Source organism: Faecalibacter bovis (genome assembly GCF_017948305.1).
Taxonomy (GTDB): Bacteria; Bacteroidota; Bacteroidia; order Flavobacteriales; family Weeksellaceae; genus Empedobacter; species Empedobacter bovis.
Window position 1 is genome coordinate 1692207 of sequence record NZ_CP072842.1, and the last position, 20411, is coordinate 1712617.

15 protein-coding genes, 1 tRNA gene and 1 pseudogene are annotated in these 20411 nt (G+C 31.7%); 6 read left to right on the forward strand and 11 right to left on the reverse strand.

All coding sequences use genetic code 11. The annotated features are described in order from the left end of the window. Positions 1 to 28: 28 nt before the first annotated feature. Together J9309_RS08160 and J9309_RS08165 are read right to left on the reverse strand one after the other, a co-directional pair. Complete coding sequence (locus J9309_RS08160; protein WP_230475405.1) at positions 29 to 1510, reverse strand: MFS transporter; 1482 nt, start codon at positions 1508 to 1510, stop codon at positions 29 to 31. 330 nt (positions 1511 to 1840) lie between these two features. Beyond that, entirely contained in the window at positions 1841 to 4990 is a 3150-nt protein-coding gene (locus J9309_RS08165) for a type ISP restriction/modification enzyme (RefSeq protein WP_230475406.1), read from the reverse strand. A gap of 90 nt (positions 4991 to 5080) precedes the next feature. Here J9309_RS08165 and J9309_RS08170 point away from each other — a divergent pair, with 90 nt between their 5' ends. After that, a complete protein-coding gene (locus J9309_RS08170) occupies positions 5081 to 5230 on the forward strand; it encodes a hypothetical protein (protein WP_230475407.1) in 150 nt (49 codons plus the stop codon). A 47-nt stretch (positions 5231 to 5277) separates the two neighbouring features. On the opposite strand, the gene J9309_RS08175 is transcribed toward J9309_RS08170, so the two are convergent. From J9309_RS08175 to J9309_RS08185, 3 genes and pseudogenes are all read right to left on the reverse strand, one after another. After that, positions 5278 to 5841, reverse strand: coding sequence for a lysozyme inhibitor LprI family protein (locus tag J9309_RS08175; protein WP_230475408.1), 564 nt, complete (start codon positions 5839 to 5841; stop codon positions 5278 to 5280). A gap of 112 nt (positions 5842 to 5953) precedes the next feature. Then, entirely contained in the window at positions 5954 to 6358 is a 405-nt protein-coding gene (locus J9309_RS08180) for a hypothetical protein (protein ID WP_230475409.1), read from the reverse strand. A 100-nt stretch (positions 6359 to 6458) separates the two neighbouring features. Further along, positions 6459 to 6782, reverse strand: a pseudogene (locus tag J9309_RS08185) (Y-family DNA polymerase); the annotation flags it as partial. A gap of 1488 nt (positions 6783 to 8270) precedes the next feature. Here J9309_RS08185 and J9309_RS08190 point away from each other — a divergent pair. The 3 genes from J9309_RS08190 (at position 8271) to J9309_RS08200 (ending at position 10542) form a co-directional block, all read left to right on the forward strand. Further along, the gene (locus tag J9309_RS08190; protein ID WP_230475410.1) at positions 8271 to 9407 is read left to right on the forward strand and encodes a DEAD/DEAH box helicase; all 1137 of its coding nucleotides are present in this window, start codon (positions 8271 to 8273) and stop codon (positions 9405 to 9407) included. A 52-nt stretch (positions 9408 to 9459) separates the two neighbouring features. Further along, a complete protein-coding gene (locus J9309_RS08195; protein WP_230475411.1) occupies positions 9460 to 9654 on the forward strand; it encodes a cold-shock protein in 195 nt (64 codons plus the stop codon). 381 nt (positions 9655 to 10035) lie between these two features. Beyond that, complete coding sequence (locus J9309_RS08200) at positions 10036 to 10542, forward strand: pyridoxamine 5'-phosphate oxidase family protein (RefSeq protein ID WP_230475412.1); 507 nt, start codon at positions 10036 to 10038, stop codon at positions 10540 to 10542. A gap of 195 nt (positions 10543 to 10737) precedes the next feature. On the opposite strand, the gene J9309_RS08205 is transcribed toward J9309_RS08200, so the two are convergent. The 6 genes from J9309_RS08205 to J9309_RS08230 all read right to left on the reverse strand — a co-directional run bounded on the left by J9309_RS08205 (position 10738) and on the right by J9309_RS08230 (position 15675). Continuing rightward, positions 10738 to 11343: an ATPase gene (locus tag J9309_RS08205; protein ID WP_230475413.1), complete on the reverse strand. Its 606-nt coding sequence runs from the start codon at positions 11341 to 11343 to the stop codon at positions 10738 to 10740. 15 nt (positions 11344 to 11358) lie between these two features. After that, complete coding sequence (locus J9309_RS08210) at positions 11359 to 12201, reverse strand: transcriptional regulator (protein ID WP_230475414.1); 843 nt, start codon at positions 12199 to 12201, stop codon at positions 11359 to 11361. A 517-nt stretch (positions 12202 to 12718) separates the two neighbouring features. Then, on the reverse strand, positions 12719 to 12991 hold the full coding sequence (locus tag J9309_RS08215; RefSeq protein WP_230475415.1) for a helix-turn-helix domain-containing protein: 273 nt from the start codon (positions 12989 to 12991) through the stop codon (positions 12719 to 12721). 172 nt (positions 12992 to 13163) lie between these two features. Beyond that, positions 13164 to 13982 carry an RteC domain-containing protein gene (locus J9309_RS08220; RefSeq protein ID WP_230475416.1) on the reverse strand — a complete coding sequence of 273 codons (819 nt, stop codon included), beginning with the start codon at positions 13980 to 13982 and terminating at the stop codon, positions 13164 to 13166. Positions 13983 to 14064: 82 nt separating this feature from the next. Then, positions 14065 to 15288, reverse strand: coding sequence for a site-specific integrase (locus J9309_RS08225; RefSeq protein WP_230475417.1), 1224 nt, complete (start codon positions 15286 to 15288; stop codon positions 14065 to 14067). Between the two features lie 302 nt (positions 15289 to 15590). Beyond that, positions 15591 to 15675, reverse strand: a tRNA-Ser gene (locus J9309_RS08230). Positions 15676 to 15875: 200 nt separating this feature from the next. On the opposite strand from J9309_RS08230, the gene J9309_RS13615 reads away from it, so the two are divergent. Both J9309_RS13615 and J9309_RS08245 read left to right on the forward strand, forming a co-directional pair. Then, complete coding sequence (locus J9309_RS13615) at positions 15876 to 18665, forward strand: T9SS type B sorting domain-containing protein (protein ID WP_317192130.1); 2790 nt, start codon at positions 15876 to 15878, stop codon at positions 18663 to 18665. Positions 18666 to 18875: 210 nt separating this feature from the next. Next, positions 18876 to 20321, forward strand: a complete 1446-nt coding sequence (locus J9309_RS08245; protein WP_230475418.1) for a glyceraldehyde-3-phosphate dehydrogenase — start codon at positions 18876 to 18878, stop codon at positions 20319 to 20321. Positions 20322 to 20411 lie beyond the last annotated feature (90 nt).

Consider the following 20411-nt stretch of genomic DNA (forward strand, 5'->3'; position numbering starts at 1 on the left):
CTATTTAAATTTTAAAAATATTGAAAATTTATTTTTTAGGAATCGTAACCATAATGGAAATCAATGCCGCAACTGCCATGATTAAATTCACACCGAAAGCAAAAAATGCTGCTTCTCGGATCGCAACATTATCTTGTCTTCCGATATAACTTATCACACCTTCGATCCATTGAATTGATTCTGGGTTGGCGGAAAAGGCTGTTAAAACAGTTGCCGAAATAGCCACACCAAAGGAAGCACCTAAAGAAGATGCCATTTTATAAATACCGGATCCACTACCGATTTGATCTTCTGGTAATGATACAAGCGCCGCATCTGTAGAAGGCGTTGCATAGAATGCCAAACCAACACCAAACAATGAGAACGCTACGACCACCATCCATTGATATGAATCTAAATAAAAATGAGTAGGCATCAAGAGAAATATGGATAAAATAACAATTAATACTCCCCAAATCATCGGTTTTCTTGGTCCAAATTTTCTAAGCAGTACTTCGCCCACTCGAATGAAGGCAACTATGGAAATTGCGTATCCCAAAGTTAATAAACCTGCTTGCTGCGCAGTTAAATCTCCTCCCAATTGAATCAAAGTCATCGCGATAATTAAAATTCCAGCCGTGGCATTCAATAGAAAGTTAGAAATTGTGGCACCCGTATAAGTCATATTTCTAAATAATTTAAAATCAATAAAACTATTTGGATTTTTCTTACCCATTTGAATAAAAATTATCGTGGCGATAATACTCACGACCAAAATCCCAATAGTCAACGGACTTGTCCACCCGAAATTTCCGCCTTGTGTTGCAACCACTTGATATCCAATCATCATCACCATAAAAGTAAGTACCCCTGGAATATCGAATTTATACTTGCTATTTGAAGACGCTTTGCTTTCAGGCGTTCCTCTCATCATCAAGAATCCAATGATGGAAATTGCTACAGCAGCAAAAAATATCCATCGCCATCCAACATTGGCAGCCATAATCCCACCAAAAAGAGCTGCAAATCCTGAACCACCCCACGATCCCATCGACCATAAACTAATGGCACGTTGGCGTTCTGCACCATCCCAATATGCTTTTACCAAAGCCAAACTCGCAGGCATGATAAAGGCTCCAGAAAGTCCTTGGGAAATTCTACCCGCCATTAAAAAGGTTTCTGCCAACGGTCCCGATGGGGTTAATCCCACCAAAAGTGAACCGATAATACTCAATACAAAACCTAATTTAACGGTTCGAACCCTACCCCATCTATCGGCAAGATTACCAATCACTACTATGAAAATCCCAGAAAAAAGCGCTGTAATGGATACCGCTATATTCATAATACTGGTTTCTATCCCCAGATCATCCGCCATAACCGGTGCAATATTGAGCGTTGTTTGAGCAAAAAGCCAAAAGGCCAATACCCCGAAAATCATCCCGAACAGTATTCGGTCATTTCCTTTAAAATTTTCATGGGGCTCTGGGAAATTCTCATTGCCCACTGTTGAAGTTGTTTGTGATGACATAAGCATTGTATTTTAGAAGTATGAATTCATAAATATAAAACAGATTTATGAATAAAGTTGAATGAACTAACAACATCCTTTCCAACAACGAAATTTTTACGTTTTAAATTTATCTTATAATGAATGCTGAACTTTAAAATATAAATGTTTGGAGTATTTTGTTATCAAATCATGGTTCAAGAATTGATAAGGATGATTTTCATATCTTGAATATTTATACCACAATAACAATCAATTAAATAACCAAAAACAATATTATGAAGACAAAACAATTATTATTTTTAGCTGTAAGTTTTAGACTTTCAAATTGATACTTTTTCTTGATATGCTTCATTTTTCGTTCTGTTCAATAATCTCAATTTTATCAATCTCTTTCATTAATCTATCGGTTTCGGTAAGGGCAACAATGATTTTATTGTAGTGCATGATATCCTCGAAACCAAGTTCGATGTCTTTGCGGTCTTTTAACCATTTTTGAGCAGGTTGATATCCTCCGATGTAGAAATTCCAAGCGACTTCTGGTACATTATCAAAGTATTGTGTATCGTTGATATATACTTTACCCTCTGCATATTTAGGTTTACCAACAATGTTAGTTCCTTCTACTGGATATGAAGAAATAAAATCTTCTACTTTAGGTGATTCTAATAAATGGATTTCACGGATTTGTTTACCTAATGCTACTAAATCCCAAAATTGTTTTTGATCTGTTGGGTAAGGCACACGAGGGAAATCGATTTTAAGGAATTCTTTGTAAGTTTCTCTGTATTTTGGTGAATGTAATACGGCATAGATATAATCTAATAGATCTATTGGCGCAAAAGTCCCTTCTGTTGTTTCTTTTTCGTTTGTAAATGTTAAGCCAATTTTTGATGCTATTTGGTTAACAATTTCAGTATTTAGGTTTGGCTGTCTTTCTGTTGTTTGGTCAATGGTTTGTTGTCCATTGGTTTCTGGGTAGAGATAAAGAGGAAAAGCATAACTCACTTCTCCTGTTTGTAAAGAAACAGAACATCTTTCTACTGCACTTTTTGTAATAAAAGCGTGTTGAAAATCAAAGGATGTTTGTCTTTTACAACATAAAAGAGCTACATTTTCTTTTAAAAGATGCTTAACCGTATCAAAACGAGGGCGAAACATAACTCCTTTACTATTCGTTGATATTAGGGTATATCTTTTGTCGAATGGACGATAAAGCGATTCTATTGTGTACGCATTTTCTATATCACTTTTTACTTCATTAGCTTTTGTGATTTTGAGATTGTATTTACTTGATATTTCCTCAGATGAAAAATTTTCTATGTCTTCTTTCAGAGACTTTATGTCTGTTTTATTGAATTTGATTAAAAATTTATCTTTCGCTGTTTCAAAACCTGAATTATTAAATGGAAGAAGCTCATCAATTTTAAACCCTAAATCATATTGATTAGCACTTTCAAAGTTTTTTGGAACAAAAAAGTAATAAGGTGAATTACATTCAATGCTGGAATAATTTAATGAACTTAAATCATTTTCTGTTAATGTTTTATACTTAAAGTCTCGTTTTCCATATAAATCATAATTATATACTTGACCTAATTCATTTTTCTTTTTCTTTCCTGTTTTGACGAAAATATTAATTGAAACACCTGCCATTATATCAAATACATTTTGGTCAATTGAACCATCAGGACTTGTTTCTAATTTTCGAGAATTACCGTGTAAATCCAAGATGTAAATCTTATCAAAGCTCTCTAACAAATGTTTTCGCATTTGCCTGTGAGTAATACCATCTAAGAAGCTATTGTTGGAAATATAAGCCAAAACACCGCTTCCATTTTTGTCGATATAATGTTGTCCGTAGCGAATGAATTTGATGTAATCATCATCCAAATTGATTTTACGTTCATTGAGATTTTTCTTGTAGTCAGAAATTAAATCTTGAATCCAATCATTTTTATTCGTACTACTTACAGCATAAGGCGGATTTCCAATAACACACATTACAGGCGTATCACGTTTTACAGCGTTGGCTTGTGCACTCTCGTCCGACAACCAAGAGCTGAATAAGGTACCTGAATCTGGGTGCGCTTCTTCTAACGAATTGGTTAAGAAAATACGGAAACGTTGGTCGTCTGTACTCTTATAGCCTGTTTCTTGCAACAACATATCCATTTTAAGATGCGCCATTGCATAAGACGCCATTAATAATTCGAATCCATTTAGGCGAGGAATTAAATCTTCTTTTACATATTTAGGCCACATTCCTTCCATGCCTTTAAATTTGGAATGAATATGCTTTACCGTTTCGGCTAAGAAAGTACCTGTACCCGTTGCAGGATCTAAGATTTGTACACGGTGAATTTCTCGTTCCTCTTGTTTGTAACCTGTAGCAGAACGTTTATCTGGATTTTGTGTATTTACTTTGATTTTAGTTTTAGACGTATCAGCTAAACCACGAGATAATCCAAATTCGTCTTTTAGAATATCATCTACTGCACGTACAATAAAATTAACAACTGGTTGTGGTGTGTACCAAACTCCACGCGCTTTACGTAATTTACTGTCGTATTCTGATAAAAATGTTTCGTAGAAGTGAATAATTGGATCTTCCATCTTCGTAGATTTTCCAAAATTCTTCATAATCTTAGCTACATCGGTAGCTAAGAAAATAGAAACTAATTCTTCTACAATCCAAACTAAACGATCATCTAAATCGAATCCTGCAATATCTTGAAATAGTTTACGTAAAAAAGGATTTGATTTGGGGATTAGATTAGCAGCTTCCAAACGAGAGAATGTTTCTAACGTAGGATCGTTATAACGTGCGGCAAACATTCCATAAGCAATGGTTTGTGCATAGATATCTGCAAATGATTTATTATTGATGTCGTGAATTAACATTCGTTTGAATGTTTCCATTTGATTTTTTAATTCCGATAATCTTTCATGTTCATCATCATCATTTAAGGACTTCTCGATTACATCTGCCATTAAACGCGCTTTACCTGCTAATAATTCGGCTAAACGTTGAGGACTTTTAATGGTTTGAGAAATTGTTTCGGCAAAGTTTTTAATTAAACTTGTAAATGCATCAAAATTTTCAGGTTTCGCAACAATTTTACTATCTATTAACTCTGCAATCGCAATACTCGTTGTTTTTTCACCATCACGGTAAAAATCAAATAGCATATAATCTGTAATGATTAAGTTGGATAAACCATTTCGGTATCTGTCAAATTGTTCTTTTAGCGATTTACTGTCTAATTTTACTCCAATGTCTTTAGCTTCGATATATCCCACAGGAATATTAGCTTTACCTTTTGTAATTACATAATCGGGAGCACCACAAGTTACACGTGCTGGTTCGTTGGTAACTAATATATCTTCAGGTAAAATAGCCTTTAATAAATTTTGTAAATCACCACGATATGAGTGTTCGCGTGCATTACCAGTTTGGTATTGACGGTTTAAGTTTTCTATATAGTTTTGGATAGTCATTTTGGTTTATTAGAAAAGCTAAAATACTATCTTTTACTGTTTTATTTATAAAAAGAATATAATTTTATGATGTATTGTAAATTTTATTATATGACACTTAAATCAATAAAATTACCTTTAACTGAAGAATCGCAATTAACGTTTAGGGAATGTAAATTAGATAGGAAACAATATGCTGAAATATTAGAAACTATTATCTCAAATCATGTTGATGGATTTGTATTTATAGAATTTCATTGAATTTTAATAGTTATCATCTTTGTAAAACTTGCCAACATAAATGTCTCTCAAAAGTATAATCTATCTAATAGATTTTGGATTAACCATTTAGAGCTATAGATGTATGACATAGTCCCATTATTACTTGTAAGTGTGTAAATTAATTTGTTGTCATTATCATTAGAAGTTTTCCATAGTTTTTGTGATGTTTCTAATTCTATTTTTAATTTAGGATTAAGAATATCTAGCGCTTTATTATAGTATTTGTTAATAAGCATTTCGTATTGTTCAATTCTATAATTTGTCATGGAATTCATTCCTAATGTAGTGTGTGCATCAGAACTATATTTGTTTTCGAAAGTTTCTAAAAACGTATTTAGTTGGATGGTATCTTGTATAAACTCTAAATCTTTAGTATAATCATCCAGCGAAGTAATGTGTTCTTTATCTAAAATTTTGGATTGTTTAATGATCTCTATTTTCTTTTTAATTATGGGTTTATTTTGATGATGTAAAAGTTCGACAATTTTAGGATTAATAGACATAATTCCTTTATCATTTACTGTAAATGTTTCTTGAGCATATGTTAGTGTAGTTAAAATGCAGAATAACAGGATTAAAATGTTTCTCATATAGTTTAGTGTTTATATAAATATACATTTAATTTCTGTTTGAAAACTAATTGATTAAAATAAAAAACCTCAACTGTGGAGTTGAGGTTGGGTTTATTTTTATCTTTAATTATTAATCTTCTTGAATCTTATAATCAACAAATTCGTATGTGTTATTATCTTCACCAATAATCTTTATTGCTTTAAAAGCTATATCACCATTTTTAAGTGTTTGGTAAGTGTAAATATCTGTTAGGTTACTTGTTTTATGGTATTCATAATATTTTCCATCATTTGTCCACCAATTTCCATTCTCAGTAAATTGTTCTACATCACCATCTTCATCGATTGTTATAAAATTAAGAACACTTAATCCTTTTTCAAATCGACAAGAAATCCAATATTTAGAAATCCCATCTACTTGTTTGTTTTGCTCAGATCCTTTAAAACAACCAATTAATTTTTTGTCATATTCTTTTTTTTGTCCAAAAGTTATTGAACCTACACATAGAAGTAAGAATAGTAATTTATTTTTCATTTATAAGTTTTTAAAAATATAATTTAATGCGAATATAAAATTATTTTTAGATTCTCTTATCCTTCCTATCCGCAGGAACAGAAAGCACATTCATCATCTGTCTTAATCGAGAGCGGACACGTTCGGTGTAATACTTTTCGATTTCGGGACAATGTTGTTTGAGTATGGACATCACGTTGTTGCTCATACTGGCGTATAATGCATAGTTGGATGAAAATACTTTGACTCCTTTTTGTCGGAATAGTCCTTCGTACTGAAAAGCTGGTGCACCCATTGGAATGCCTAATGCTTTGGCTTCATTAGAGCGCGCAACAACACAGCCATCGTTGTTGGATAATACCACAACTGGCTTTCCGATTAGGGTAGGATTGAATACCCTTTCGCAACTTGCGTAGAAATTATTACAGTCAACTAATGCAAACATTTTGCAAAATTGAAAAGAATAAACGCTACAAGGTGTCGTGGGAATTGTTAATTTTTTGTTTGATTATTTTGAAGGGGTTTATATGCTAAGTTTTACAAATTATTTGTTTGATATGGTGTTGATATGTTGATTATTATTCGTGGGTATATTACTTTTTTCTTGATAAAAAAGTAATCAAAAGATCAAGGCTACGATTTTATATGTTCATTTTTATTCATCAGTTTTTTTTAATTAGATAATAATGTATTCATGAGTCCTTCGGATTTGGCTTGATCCAAAACATTTGAAATTAAAAGGAGAAGCCACGGTGTGGCTTAGGTATTCTAAATTTCTTTATCACTTTTCTCTTGATAAAAAAATCATCAAAAGATCAAGGCTACGGTTTTATATGTTCATTTTTATTCATCAGTTTTTTTTAATTAGATAATAATGTATTCATGAGTCCTTCGGATTTGGCTTGATCCAAAACATTTGAAATTAAAAGGAGAAGCCACGGTGTGGCTTAGGTATTCTAAATTTCTTTATCACTTTTCTCTTGATAAAAAAATCATCAAAAGATTAAGGCTAAGGTTTTATATGTTCATTTTGCTTGATCCAAAACGAACCAAAATATCAAGGCTGTAAATTCTTTAGCTAAAAAATAAATTCTAAAGTCTAAACAATTTAAATCATTCCCTACGGTCAGTAAATTGTTTTTAACGACTTTCTTCTTATTTTTCTTAACGCAAGAATTTAATGCCGGGTTTATTTAATGCCAGGATTAGTTTATTTGGAATTTGTCATTCAGAATGGAACGTTAGTGGAAAGATGAATCTTTTACCGAAATCATCTCATGATTTTTCCACTTAATCTCAAATATTATAATCCTTCAAACTTCTTCAGTTTTTTAAGACTAATGATTTATAATTTGATTGAAATTTTAATAATTAGCTATTATAAGGTTTATCTTTTGGTGGAATAATAATGATAATAAAATTTAAAAATACTCTGTCAAAAATCTAATTTTTGAGGATATAATGTTATAAGATTTTTAACTAAAAATATTGCTTACACGATAATAAAAAGCGGTTAATTTTATAATATTTTAAATTATATTTATTTTTTTTAAGGATTTATTAAAATAATAACACTATATTTGCAAAGTTATTATTTAAAGGTTCTGCCTTTGCAATTTCTGCACAGTTATTATTTCTTTACAGTTTTCGCTTCTTCAGCTCATTATAATTTTAATCTTATTTAAAAAATATGAAGATTATGCACGTTCGAAAATTTGTAAATATTTCTACACTATGTTCAGTTGAACAAAATTCAATGCTATTGATAACGCTTGGTTGAAAATGATATTATGAATCTTTTTACATTCATTATTTATTATCCAAAATAAACCGAACGAGAAAATAATTTAACAAAGCAAACATCATTAATTGAAATGAATTTAGATTATTCATCAATTATTCGATATAATACCGGTTTCGGTAAATACATTTTATGACATTTAACCAATTAAACATTATTCAGCCAATATTAAACGCAATTGAAACTGCTGGATACACCCAACCCTCAGAAATCCAAGAAAGAAGTATTCCCACGATCCTAAATGGCAACGACATGATAGGATGTGCACAGACAGGTACAGGAAAGACGGCTGCATTTGCAATACCAATTATCCAATTGATGCATCAAGCACCGAAGAAAACCAAAGCAATTCGCACATTGGTATTAACACCAACACGAGAATTAGCGGTACAAATCAATGAAAATTTTAATTTATATAAAGGAAATTTACGCCTTTCGAATATCGCTATTTATGGTGGAGTTCGTCAACAAGGTCAAGTTAAAGCATTGAACCGAGGAGTAGATATTTTAATTGCAACGCCAGGGCGACTAATAGACTTAATAGAACAGGGTTATGTTCGTTTAAATGAAGTTGAAATCTTGGTTTTGGATGAGGCAGATCGAATGTTAGATATGGGATTTGTGAATGATATAAAAAAACTACTAAAGTATATCCCTAAAAAACGTCAGACTTTATTTTTCTCAGCAACAATGCCGAATAAAATTAAAACTTTTGCAAAAACGATATTGAAACAACCCAAAGAAGTTATTGTATCTCCGATTTCATCTACAACGGAATCAGTGACACAAACGGTTTATATGGTTGAAAATAAAAAGAAGGAAGAATTATTAATTGAAATTTTAAGAGGTCAAAAACTTAAACGATCACTTGTTTTTACACAAACGAAGCATGGTGCAGATAAATTAATGAAGACGCTGAATAAAATAGGTGTAAAAACAGGAGCTATTCATGGAAATAAATCACAAAATGCGCGTCAGAGTGCATTAGAAGATTTTAAAAGCAAACGAATTACTGTTTTAATTGCAACTGATATCGCATCGAGAGGAATTGATATAGATGATTTATCTTTTGTAGTGAACTATGAAATGCCAAATGTTCCGGAGACGTATGTACACCGTATAGGTAGAACAGGACGTGGTGGAAATTTTGGAGAAGCGGTTTCGTTTTGTTCTAGAGATGAAAAAAATGAATTGAGAGATATTCAAAAATTAATAGGGTTTAAAATTCCAATTAATCCTAACACAAGTTGTGCATTTCATTTAGGTTAATTAAAATGAGATACATAAATAAAATATTAGAAAAATTAAAAAATACAATACAATGAAAGAAGGTACAGTAAAATTCTTTGATGAAACCAAAGGTTTCGGATTTATATCAGCAGAAGATAACAAAAAAGACATATTCGTACATAATTCAGGATTAATAGATTCTATCTATGAAAATGATGTAGTGACTTATGATTTGGAACAAGGACAAAGAGGTATGAACGCCGTTAACGTTCGTATCAAAAAGTAGCTTTTTTGCAATTATTTATTTTAATCCTCTAAATTTATTAGAGGATTTTTTTTATCCTCTATTGTAAATTTATTGTTAGTATATGTATCATTATTTGCTATTTGAAACATATGAGCTTTAGATTCAAAGAAGTGCTTTATATATCTTGTTGTATTAGGTATAACATTTCATGAATTAGATTTAATCAATGGATTTACAGGGACTGTATCTATTGATATTCATGGAAATATTTATCCTTATAGTAGTCATCCAATCATTGTAATAGCCTCTTATGATGGAGATGAAATGATAGTTTTTCAATTAATATATTTACTTGATTTCCAGTTTTGTAATTTAATTATGGAATATTGTTTGCAACAGTATTAACTAAACAACCAAATTATGAGCACAGAAAATTTAAGTAATCAAGATGCTATTGACAAATTAAGCGATATGATTAGTGATATCGATATTTGTATGTTTTCGGCATTTCCAAATCAATCGTTTTATCCCCATACCGTACCTATGAGCCGTCAAGAAGTTGACGAATCAGGTAATATTTGGTTTCTATTTTCTTCAGAAAGTGAGTTACATCAATTTATTGAATCAAATTCTAAAGTTTCCTTAAGTTTTTCGGATGTAGGTTCGTACAAATTTCTTAGTATCAATGGAATTGCTACAATTTCAAGAGATCAAGACAGAATAGCTAAATATTGGAATAAATTTGTAGAGGTTTGGTTTGATAAAGGAAAAGAGGATCCAAATATTAGAATATTAAAAGTGGTTCCAAAAGAAGCGTATTATTGGGATAATAAAACTAATAAATTAATGACTCTTTTGAAAGTTGCTACTTCAGCTATATCGGGAGAAAAAATGGATTTAGGTAAAGAAGGTAGTTTAGAAATTTAAGTTTAACTATCGTAAGCCAAAAAAAAAATATTTATATAAATAATTATAATTAAGGATTCCCATCTAATATATTAGATGGGAATTTTAAATAGGTTTAGGTTAATTATCAATTGATGATAATTTGTTTACTCTAAATTTAATGAATTATTATAGTTTAGTTTTTAACACCAAGATTTTTATTATCTTTTGATTTAATTAATTCCTCTTATCCTTTCGACTGGCAGGTACTGCAAGTACATTCATCATTTGGCGAAGGCGTGAACGGACACGTTCGGTGTAATACTTTTCGATTTCGGATGCTGATAGGTTAGTGGTGATATGGGTTTTGATGTTGAGGTTCATGAAAAGGTCGTAGCGAGAAAGGATAATTTCTGCCATGACGTTGCATTCGTTCCCGAAGTATTTGATGTTGTTTTCTGTTCCTAAATCATCGAAGCAAATGTTTTTCATTGGGAAATCGAACGGGATTCCTTTGCTGTATTTGTCGATGGTATTGTAGCCTTCTTTGATGAATTCGAATGAGACATCACGACAAGTAGTGTAAAAGAATTTTTGTTCTTTTACCATGATGCGTTGCATTAAACGGAACCACGTTGTTTTTCCGATACCGATTGGTCCGGTTAGTAAAATTCCTTTACTTAAATCCATTTGTAATTCTTTGCATTTTTCTTCATCGTTTAGGAAATAAGCGGCTAAACGGACAATGTATGGAAAGTCTTCTTTTTGAAAAGTGTAATTCGGGTGTATATGTTTTCGTCCCTGTTGTTCCAGGTGAAATAATAGTTTTTGATAATTGATCATAGCATTACAATTTGGTTATAAAGGTTCGTCGTATCGTTTGTTGATGGATGTGTCTAATGGTTTTTGAGTTGTAAATTTTGAATGTGTTGTGTATTGGGAAGCATTAATCATCCAATTATTTGCAGCTGCTTTCCAGTTTTTCATTTTCGTTTTACCGCCAACCAACCATCCGTTGGATTCGAAATAGTAAAAGAATTTTTCGGCTTCAAGTGAAGTGTTTTCTTTTTCATGGAAATAGTTGATGACTTCTTGAAGACTTGGGTTTTTACCTTTTTCTTTTTTGGCTATTTCTGTGTTAATAGCTGACCGATTTTTAGTTATGTTTTTCTTCTCATTTTTTTCAAAAATTAAATTTGGAATTTGAACTTGCTTACATAAACTATTTATGTTTTCTAGTTTATTGTTTATATGTTTATATATAGGCTCTATGGGTGTTTCGTTAGGTGTACTCACAGCCGTATTTATAGGATTATTGAAATTTGAACTACTTTGTTTTATGGGTGTTTCTATCACATTATTTATAGCCTTATTCTTTTTTGGTTCGGTTATATTTCCCTTTGATATCGGTTTCGATAGATCTTGGAAATAGACTTTACTTCCCATGTACGGATTGTATGAAGGTTCGTAAATGATGTATCCATTTTTGTGTAAAATGTTCATGGAACGATGGTAAGTGCTTTTAGAAGTTATTTTACTTAGTCGCATGACTTCGTCTCGTATGATATGAATTGGGTTCTCGAAACGGTGTTTGTTCCAGCATTGGAAAAGTGCTAGGTATAATGCAATTTGAGAAGGAGCAATTTCTGGATCGTATTGGATACGATTATAAAAGTGTGTTAGTGTTTTGATGTAGTTCATTTTGTTAGATATTAGAATTGAGATTTTAGTAATAAGTAATTAGTGATGTGATTCTGAACTTCGACAGGCTCAGTGACCACACTTCGACTACGCTCCCTTCGAGAGCCTCAGGGACCGTACTTTGAGGGCCTCAGTGACCTGTTCAGGATTACAGATTTTAATATTTACTTTATGTTCATTTTTTTCGTCAAAAAAACGAACCAAAAAAGACATTGCTAAAATCTTCGACTAAAACTAAATTGATTCCGAGGAATGAATTAAATCGCTCGCTATCGCTCGGTAATTCATTCTGATCTCTTCTTCAATTTATTTTCTTAACGTCTGCGATTTTCAGGCAATATTTTCATTTCTATTAATGTCTAATTTATCGATACAATTTTCTTTTGCTAGAGCAACGAAAATCACTCGAGATGACGAAGGGCTTTGGATAGCTTTAGGATAATAAAAGGCAGGATAATTACTTTTTTGTTGTAATTAAACCTGCCTAACCTAACCAACTAACCAAATGAAAGCATCATCAATTTAAACGTTTGACCTTATTTTGTTCGAGTATATTTTGAATGTCCTCCATGTCATAATAAATAACTTTACCAATGCGAGAATATGTAATTTGTAAATTACTTCGCATCTGTTTTAAGGTAGAAATTGATATGCCTAATTGCTCACACACTTCATTTGTACGGAGCCATCTTGTTTTGATGTTATTTTCTACAAATTGTTTTAAATCAGAATTAATCATTTCTCTGATTTGTTGAATGTCTTCTGGATGAATGCGTTTTAGTTTTTTCATTTGTGTCAGGTTTAATTTCTGATACAAATTTGCTATTAGGTTTAGTGAGATTTTCTATAGTGGTGCTCTAGTAGAGAAAGATTTTTTTTTGTTTTTTTAGAATTGTACTGTTTATCGGTGATTTATAGGTGTAAAAAAACCGTAACAAAATGTTACGGTTGATAATTGTTATTTATTGATTTAAACGTATATCCAAACCATTTTTTAATGAATCAATGTATTTGAATTGATTCCCTTTTTTGGCTTTGATATCGTTGAGTTGAGAATGGAAATTCTTTAGATCTACATTAAACATTTTTTCAAACACTTCGATGAGTTGATTGAGTTCTACATCGCCATTATTGATGGATTCAGAAACATATAATCCATAAATCAATAAGATGAGGTTGACTTTGCTGTCTGTCCATTTGAGTGTAGACATTAATGTTTGATTTGGATTTTTCAATTTATACAATCTTTCATCAATTTGTTGAATGAGTTTCCGAGTTGCATTCCTTTTTCCAATAATTTCAGAAATAGAATTGATGGCATAGCTATCATTAGATGCTGTTAGGAAGTTTACTCTACGCCATTTGTAATAGTTTCTTAGAAAGAACTTTTCTTCTTCTTCGATTGAACTGGTGTTGCAATAAGATAGCATTAAAATCTCCTGGTCTTGAAAGATTTTAAGGCTATCTCTTGCAGCTTCTAAGATTTCAATCTCTTGTTTTACATCTAAACAAAATGAGTCTTTCTTGGCTTCTATTACTTTTAAAGATTTGTAATAGTGTAATTTCTCGTAAATTTTTGGATACTCTTTTTTGAAATAATCTAATTCATCTTGTAACGAATTAAATTGGTGAGTAGTTAAAATTATTTGGATCTGATCTAAGAACTCTGTAATTAAAGCGATTGCTTTTTTAGATTCTTCGATTGGATCATCACATGCAAACTTTAATTCAGCTAATTGTAATTCAAAATTGCTGAATTTCGAAATTAATTCTTGACACATTGGATTTTGGTTACTGTTAGTTAATGGATTTATTTACAGAAAATTAATACAAAATCAATAAATCTAAAAATGAAATTTTTAATTAAATTACATTTTTCTTTTGCATGATATTTTTTAATTGTTGCATATCGTGACTAATTTTTTGTTCGGTAATCCTTGCATAATGTTGGGTAGTGGTGATATTTGTATGGCCTAACATTTTGGAAACCGATTCGATAGGAACACCATTGGATAATGTGACGGTCGTTGCAAAGGTATGTCTGGCACAATGAAAAGTCAGTTCTTTATTGATCCCTGTTAACGATGCAATTTCTTTTAGGTATTCATTAGTCTTTTGATTGCTATAAATGGGTAGTAATTTACCTTCTCTACATAGGGGATGATCCTTATATTTTTCGATGATTTCTAATGGTATTTGAAGTAAAGGGATTTTGGTAGGGGTAGAGGTTTTTTGACGATAGGTATGAATCCACAATTGGCGATCAATCCCTTTGACAATATGATTTTTGGTTAGGTTGAACATATCTATGTAGGCTAATCCGGTATAGCTTGAAAATATAAAAATATCGCGTACGAGATTTAAGCGGTCTGTATTGAACTCTTTTTCATAAATCGCAATGATTTCCTCTTGGGAAAGGAATATGCGTTCTACTTTATCCAACTTGACCTTATAGTTAATGAATGGATCGTTTGTTATCCAATGATTGGCTCTGCAATAGTTAATAATTTTTTTGAAGTTCTTGATGTATTTTATTGTGGTGTTGTTGCTGCAATTACGAACGGAACGAAAATAGAAATCGAAGTCCATAATAAATGCATGGTCAATTTTAGACAATGGGATATCCTTGCAATTGTATTGTCGTTGCAAAAAATCTTCTAAGTGCTTTAGCGTGGTTTTATAACGTTCTAATGTACCTGGAGCATATTCCTTGTTTACTAGTTTTTCGATTTGTGTATTATGCTGCTTGAAAATTGGGATTAACATGCGTTTGGTTTCCGCCTTATTATCAAAGTGGTTTTTGATGTCTTCTAAGGTTAGGAGTTCACCTTTTAAATTGAATGAAATTTCCAAGTTTAAGAGTTGTGTTTTGATAACATTTAGGTAACCATTTATTGTACTGGCTTCAACGGAATTTCCTTTGATTTTGGAATTTTTGGTATCCCATGTTTTTGGATCGATAAACTTTTTTAAACTGTAGTCCCAGCGTTGACCATTTATAGTGACTCTTAAATATAATGGTGCTTGCCCTTGTTTATTGGTTCTTGCCGTTCTTGGGTAGATTAGGATTTTTAAGTCTTGCTTCATTTGATTTAATTTTTATTGATGAGTAAAAAATTAATTGGTTGTTTGGTATGAATCAAGATGTCCATTCATCGAACATGTTCGTGGTTAAGCTATTAATAGGGCTGTATTAATGCTTGTGATACGCTGTAGTAAAATGAGAATTGATTGTATTCTGGTGACCAACTTTTTAATTGGGTTTATGGTCACTGAATGGTCACTCCTTAAAAGACTTTTAATGACTTTATACGAAAGTATATGACATAAAAAAAATCCTTTACTTCGGCTGAAATAAAGGATTTTGACTTTAACTATTAAAATAGTTGCGGAGAGTGAGGGATTCGAACCCCCGGAGGTATGACCCTCAACAGTTTTCAAGACTGCCGCATTCGACCACTCTGCCAACTCTCCAGTTGTAATAATCGCGGTCTATTGCGTTATTGCGAGTGCAAATATAGAATGCTTTTTTGTTTTTACAAATGTTTTTTAAGAAAAATATTTAAATAATTTTCAATCATTTGTAAAACAACATGATATATGTTTTAATTTTTTACATTGAATAGGTAAAAGTAAAAGATTCGGTTAAATTTGTAATTAACAACACTATTTTAATGAATAACTTTAAGAAATACTTCATCTTATTAGTAATATTAATTAGTTCAGGAGTTCAAGCACAGCTAGAAACTGTGAACTGGTATTTTGGGCAATACATGGGCCTTAGATTCGAGGGAAATCAAGCGATTCCTGTTGAAGGTGGTCAATTGTACACAGGAGAAGGTTGTGCATCAATATCAGATAAACAAGGAAATTTACAGTTTTATACAGATGGTACGACGGTTTATAATCGTAATCATCAAGTGATGTTGAATGGAACTAATCTAAAGGGAAATTCCTCAAGTACCCAATCAGCTATTGTGGTTCCTTATCCAGAAAATGATAAAAAATATATCATATTTACGGTTGGTGCTGACGATAGTGCAACACCAGAATTTACAAGAAATCAAGGGTTAAATTATTACCTTGTAGATATGCAATTAGAAGGTGGTTTAGGAGCAGTAATCCATCCAACAAATAATAATTTATTACCATTAGTTTCTGAAAAAATTGCAGCTGTAAGACATCGTAATTTGAAAGACTTTTGGGTTGTTTCTCATTATGGTGATCAATTTTATAGCTATTTAGTCACAAGTAGTGGAGTAAATCATAATCCAATATTATCTAGGGTAGGGCCAAATATAGATGTGCGTACTTATCCAGTAAATGCGCGTGGTTATTTAAAAATTTCGCCAAATGGTAAGACGTTAGGTATTGCGCATCTTTCAAATTTAAATTATGATAGTATTCCGTTTGGAAATATGACACCAACTGATAATTATTATCCTACAAATGGTCCTTACGCAAATTCTTTTCCAGGTTATTTAGGTTTATATCGATTTGATAATTCTACTGGTGTAGTTTCAGACGAAACTGTTTTAGATAATTCGGGTTCGCCTTATGGAATTGAATTTTCGAGCAATAACGAAAATTTTTATGCGAATGTTGATTACCACACAATTGATGAAGATAACATTGGCGAATGGCACCATGGCGAATTAATGGTTTTTAAAAATTTACTAAATAATCCAAATTATTCAGGTGGTGCAGAACCTATAAAAGCTACAAAACGAATTTTAAGAAATTATACAGAATTAGATACACCAAGTTATTTATTTGCGGCTCGTGGTGCTTTACAATTGGCAGTTAATAAACGCATATATTATAGTAGGGATTATATGGATCATTTATCACATCTAGTGGATCCAGATAATTACGAAAATCCACAGTTTGAAGAAATAGGTGTAATGTTTCCTTATTACACATATAATGTAAATACACGTTATGGATTACCACCATTTTTCAGTTCAGGTGCATATTATATTCAGAGTGTGCCATTGGGAGGTTTATCATCAATTTGTTTAGGGAACGGAGTTCAGTTTTCTTTTTACGAGGAAGAAGAAATGACGATTACATCTTATTTGTGGAATTTTGGAGATGGAACAACTTCTACTGAAGCAGCACCAATACATTTTTATACCAGTGCAGGAACTTATAATGTGCAATTAACTGTAAACACAGTAGAATTTGGAACATTAGAAGTACATTACGTCGCAGTTGTTTACGAAAATCCTCAGGTTTCTCCGGCTGAATTATTGATGTGTGATTCGGATCAAGATGGTAAAATTATTTTTGATCTAACTGAAGCTAATAATCAAATTTCTGAAGAAATTTTTAGTTATAAATATTATAAAACTGAACAAGATGCCATTGATGACGTGAATGAAATTCCTTCTGTCTACGAATCATCAATGAATAATGAAGTGATTTGGGTTAGAGTTTCTTCGGCCGAGTTATGTTCAACTATTACAACTATTACGCTTAAACATTCAACGAACACATTTCATCAATTACAACCCGAATTTGTTTGTGTAGACGATTTGCCAATCACAGTTAATTTATCTTCTTACAATAATAGAATTGAAGAACTTTTAAATCTTTCCTCAATTTTAAATATTACTTATTTCGCTTCAATTTCTGATTTAGACGGAAATCGAAATCCTTTGACAATAATTTCTGTATTTGATCAAGAAGTAAAAGTCTATGCTAAAGTCAAAGTGTTTGGAGCTGTTTGTGATCATGTGGTCGAATTAACTTTTAAACCTTCTATTATTCCGAATTATACAATTCCGGATGCTTTAAAATGTGCGAATGAATCAGTTTTAATTACTGCGCCAAATGGATACACTTATCAATGGCAAGGATTAACAGGTGTAGATTTAGAACAATCGTTGAATGAAAATACAATTGCTGTAATTAATCCTGGTACTTATACTTTAATCCTAACCAACGAAAATGGTTGTGAAAAATCGATCTCGTTTACGGTCTCAGATTATCCACCAATAGAGATTATTGATGTTAAAGTTTTAGATAATAATCAAATTATAATCGAGGCGAACGGCGAAGGATTACAATATAGTTTAGATGGAGTGAATTGGCAATACGAAAACGTTTTCGTAAATCTTCAACCAGGAGTATATACGGTATATGTTAAGAGTGGGAATAATTGTGTCGTGACATACGAAAATGTAGTTATATTCTTGTGGGTGAACTTCTTATCGCCAAATTCTGATGCTATGAATGATGTTTGGAAACTAGATGGTTTAGAACTTTATACCAATGTTGAGGTACAGATTTATAACCGCTACGGAAAAATATTGGTGGATAAAACGATGAACAATGAAAACGTAGTTTGGGATGGTAAATATAACCTTAAACTTCAGCCATCAGACAGTTATTGGTACATTATAAAAATTCCTAATCATTCAACTTTTACAGGAAGTGTGTTACTTAAAAATAAAAAATAACATACTGAAATAGAATTATTTGTGTGATAGATTTAAATGAGTTTTCATTTACTTTTAAAACCACTAAACGATTTAAATATTTATATTTCAACAGCTTTTTTAAGGCTTTAATATGATTATTATTAGATATCAAAAAAATATGTTACGAAATCGTTATAATTGACTATTTTTGTGTGCAAATAAATTATAACACAATAAAACAAATCTGAAATGAGTAATACTTCTTATGAGCAACAACTTGCTTTACAAACAGAGAAGAATAAAAAGGTTGTAGAATTCATCAAAATCGTATCTGATTTATGGTATGATCAAGCGATTGAATTAGTAATTTTCCGTAACTCGATCGTAGATCGTAACGTGAGCGATATTATTAACTTACACCAATACGCTGAAGAATTTGTAGGAAAAGCAATTTCTATTGAAGATACTTTAGCAATTGCAAAAGCAATTACAACAATTCAATTACCAGCCTCTCGTTTAGATATTGGAAAATTAGCTGCTGAATATGTAGCTGACAAAGATGCATTTGCTTCAGTTGAAGCATTTGTTACTTCAAAATTATCTGAAAGTCAAAATCATAAAGCAATCGCTCCAAAAGACGTTGTATTATACGGATTTGGTCGCATTGGTCGTTTATTAGCAAGAGAATTAGCTTCTCAGGCAGGTAATGGTGGTCAATTAAGATTAAGAGCTGTTGTTACTCGCGACAAAATGGATGCAGTTTTATTAGAAAAACGTGCTTCATTATTACGTTTAGATTCTGTTCACGGTGATTTTAACGGAACTGTTGAAACAGATATTGAGAATAACGCATTAATTGTAAACGGAGTTCCAGTTACAATGATTTCTGCTGCTCAACCAGAAGATATTGATTATACTGCATACGGAATTAACGATGCATTAATTATTGATAATACAGGTGTTTTTAAAGACGAAGCTGCTTTATCTCGCCACTTAGTTGCAAAAGGTGCATCGCAAGTTTTATTAACAGCTCCAGGAAAAGGTGTTCCGAACATCGTTTATGGTGTTAACCACGAAGAACATGATCCAGAAGTTGTAAAGATTTTTTCTGCGGCATCTTGTACTACAAACGCAATTACGCCAATTTTAAAAGTTGTTGAAGATAATTTAGGTGTAATTAAAGGACACTTAGAAACAATTCATGCATATACAAATGACCAAAATTTAGTAGATAACATGCACAAAAAATACCGTCGTGGTCGTGCAGCAGCTTTAAATATGGTAATTACAGAAACAGGTGCAGGAAGCGCAGTAGCAAAAGCGTTACCAGTGTTAGCTGGAAAATTAACATCTAACGCGATTCGTGTTCCAGTTCCGAATGGATCTTTAGTTGTATTAAACTTAGAAGTTGGTAAAGAAACTTCTGTTGAAGGTTTAAATGAAATTATGAAGAATGCTGCTTTAGAAGGAAACTTAGTAGAGCAAATTAAATATTCTTTAAACAACGAATTAGTTTCATCTGACATCGTTGGAACTTCAGCTCCATCAATTTTTGATAGCAACGCGACAATTGTTTCTGCAGACGGTAAAAACGTGGTAATGTATGTTTGGTACGATAACGAGTATGGATACAGCCACCAAGTAATGCGTTTAGCAAAATATATTGCACAAGTTAGAAGATATACATACTATTAATAGTATTTTTTCCCTTTATTAAAATTAATCCGTCAGTTTTCTGGCGGATTTTTTTTCCTTGAAACACACTGTTTTAGCGTGTTGTAAAAA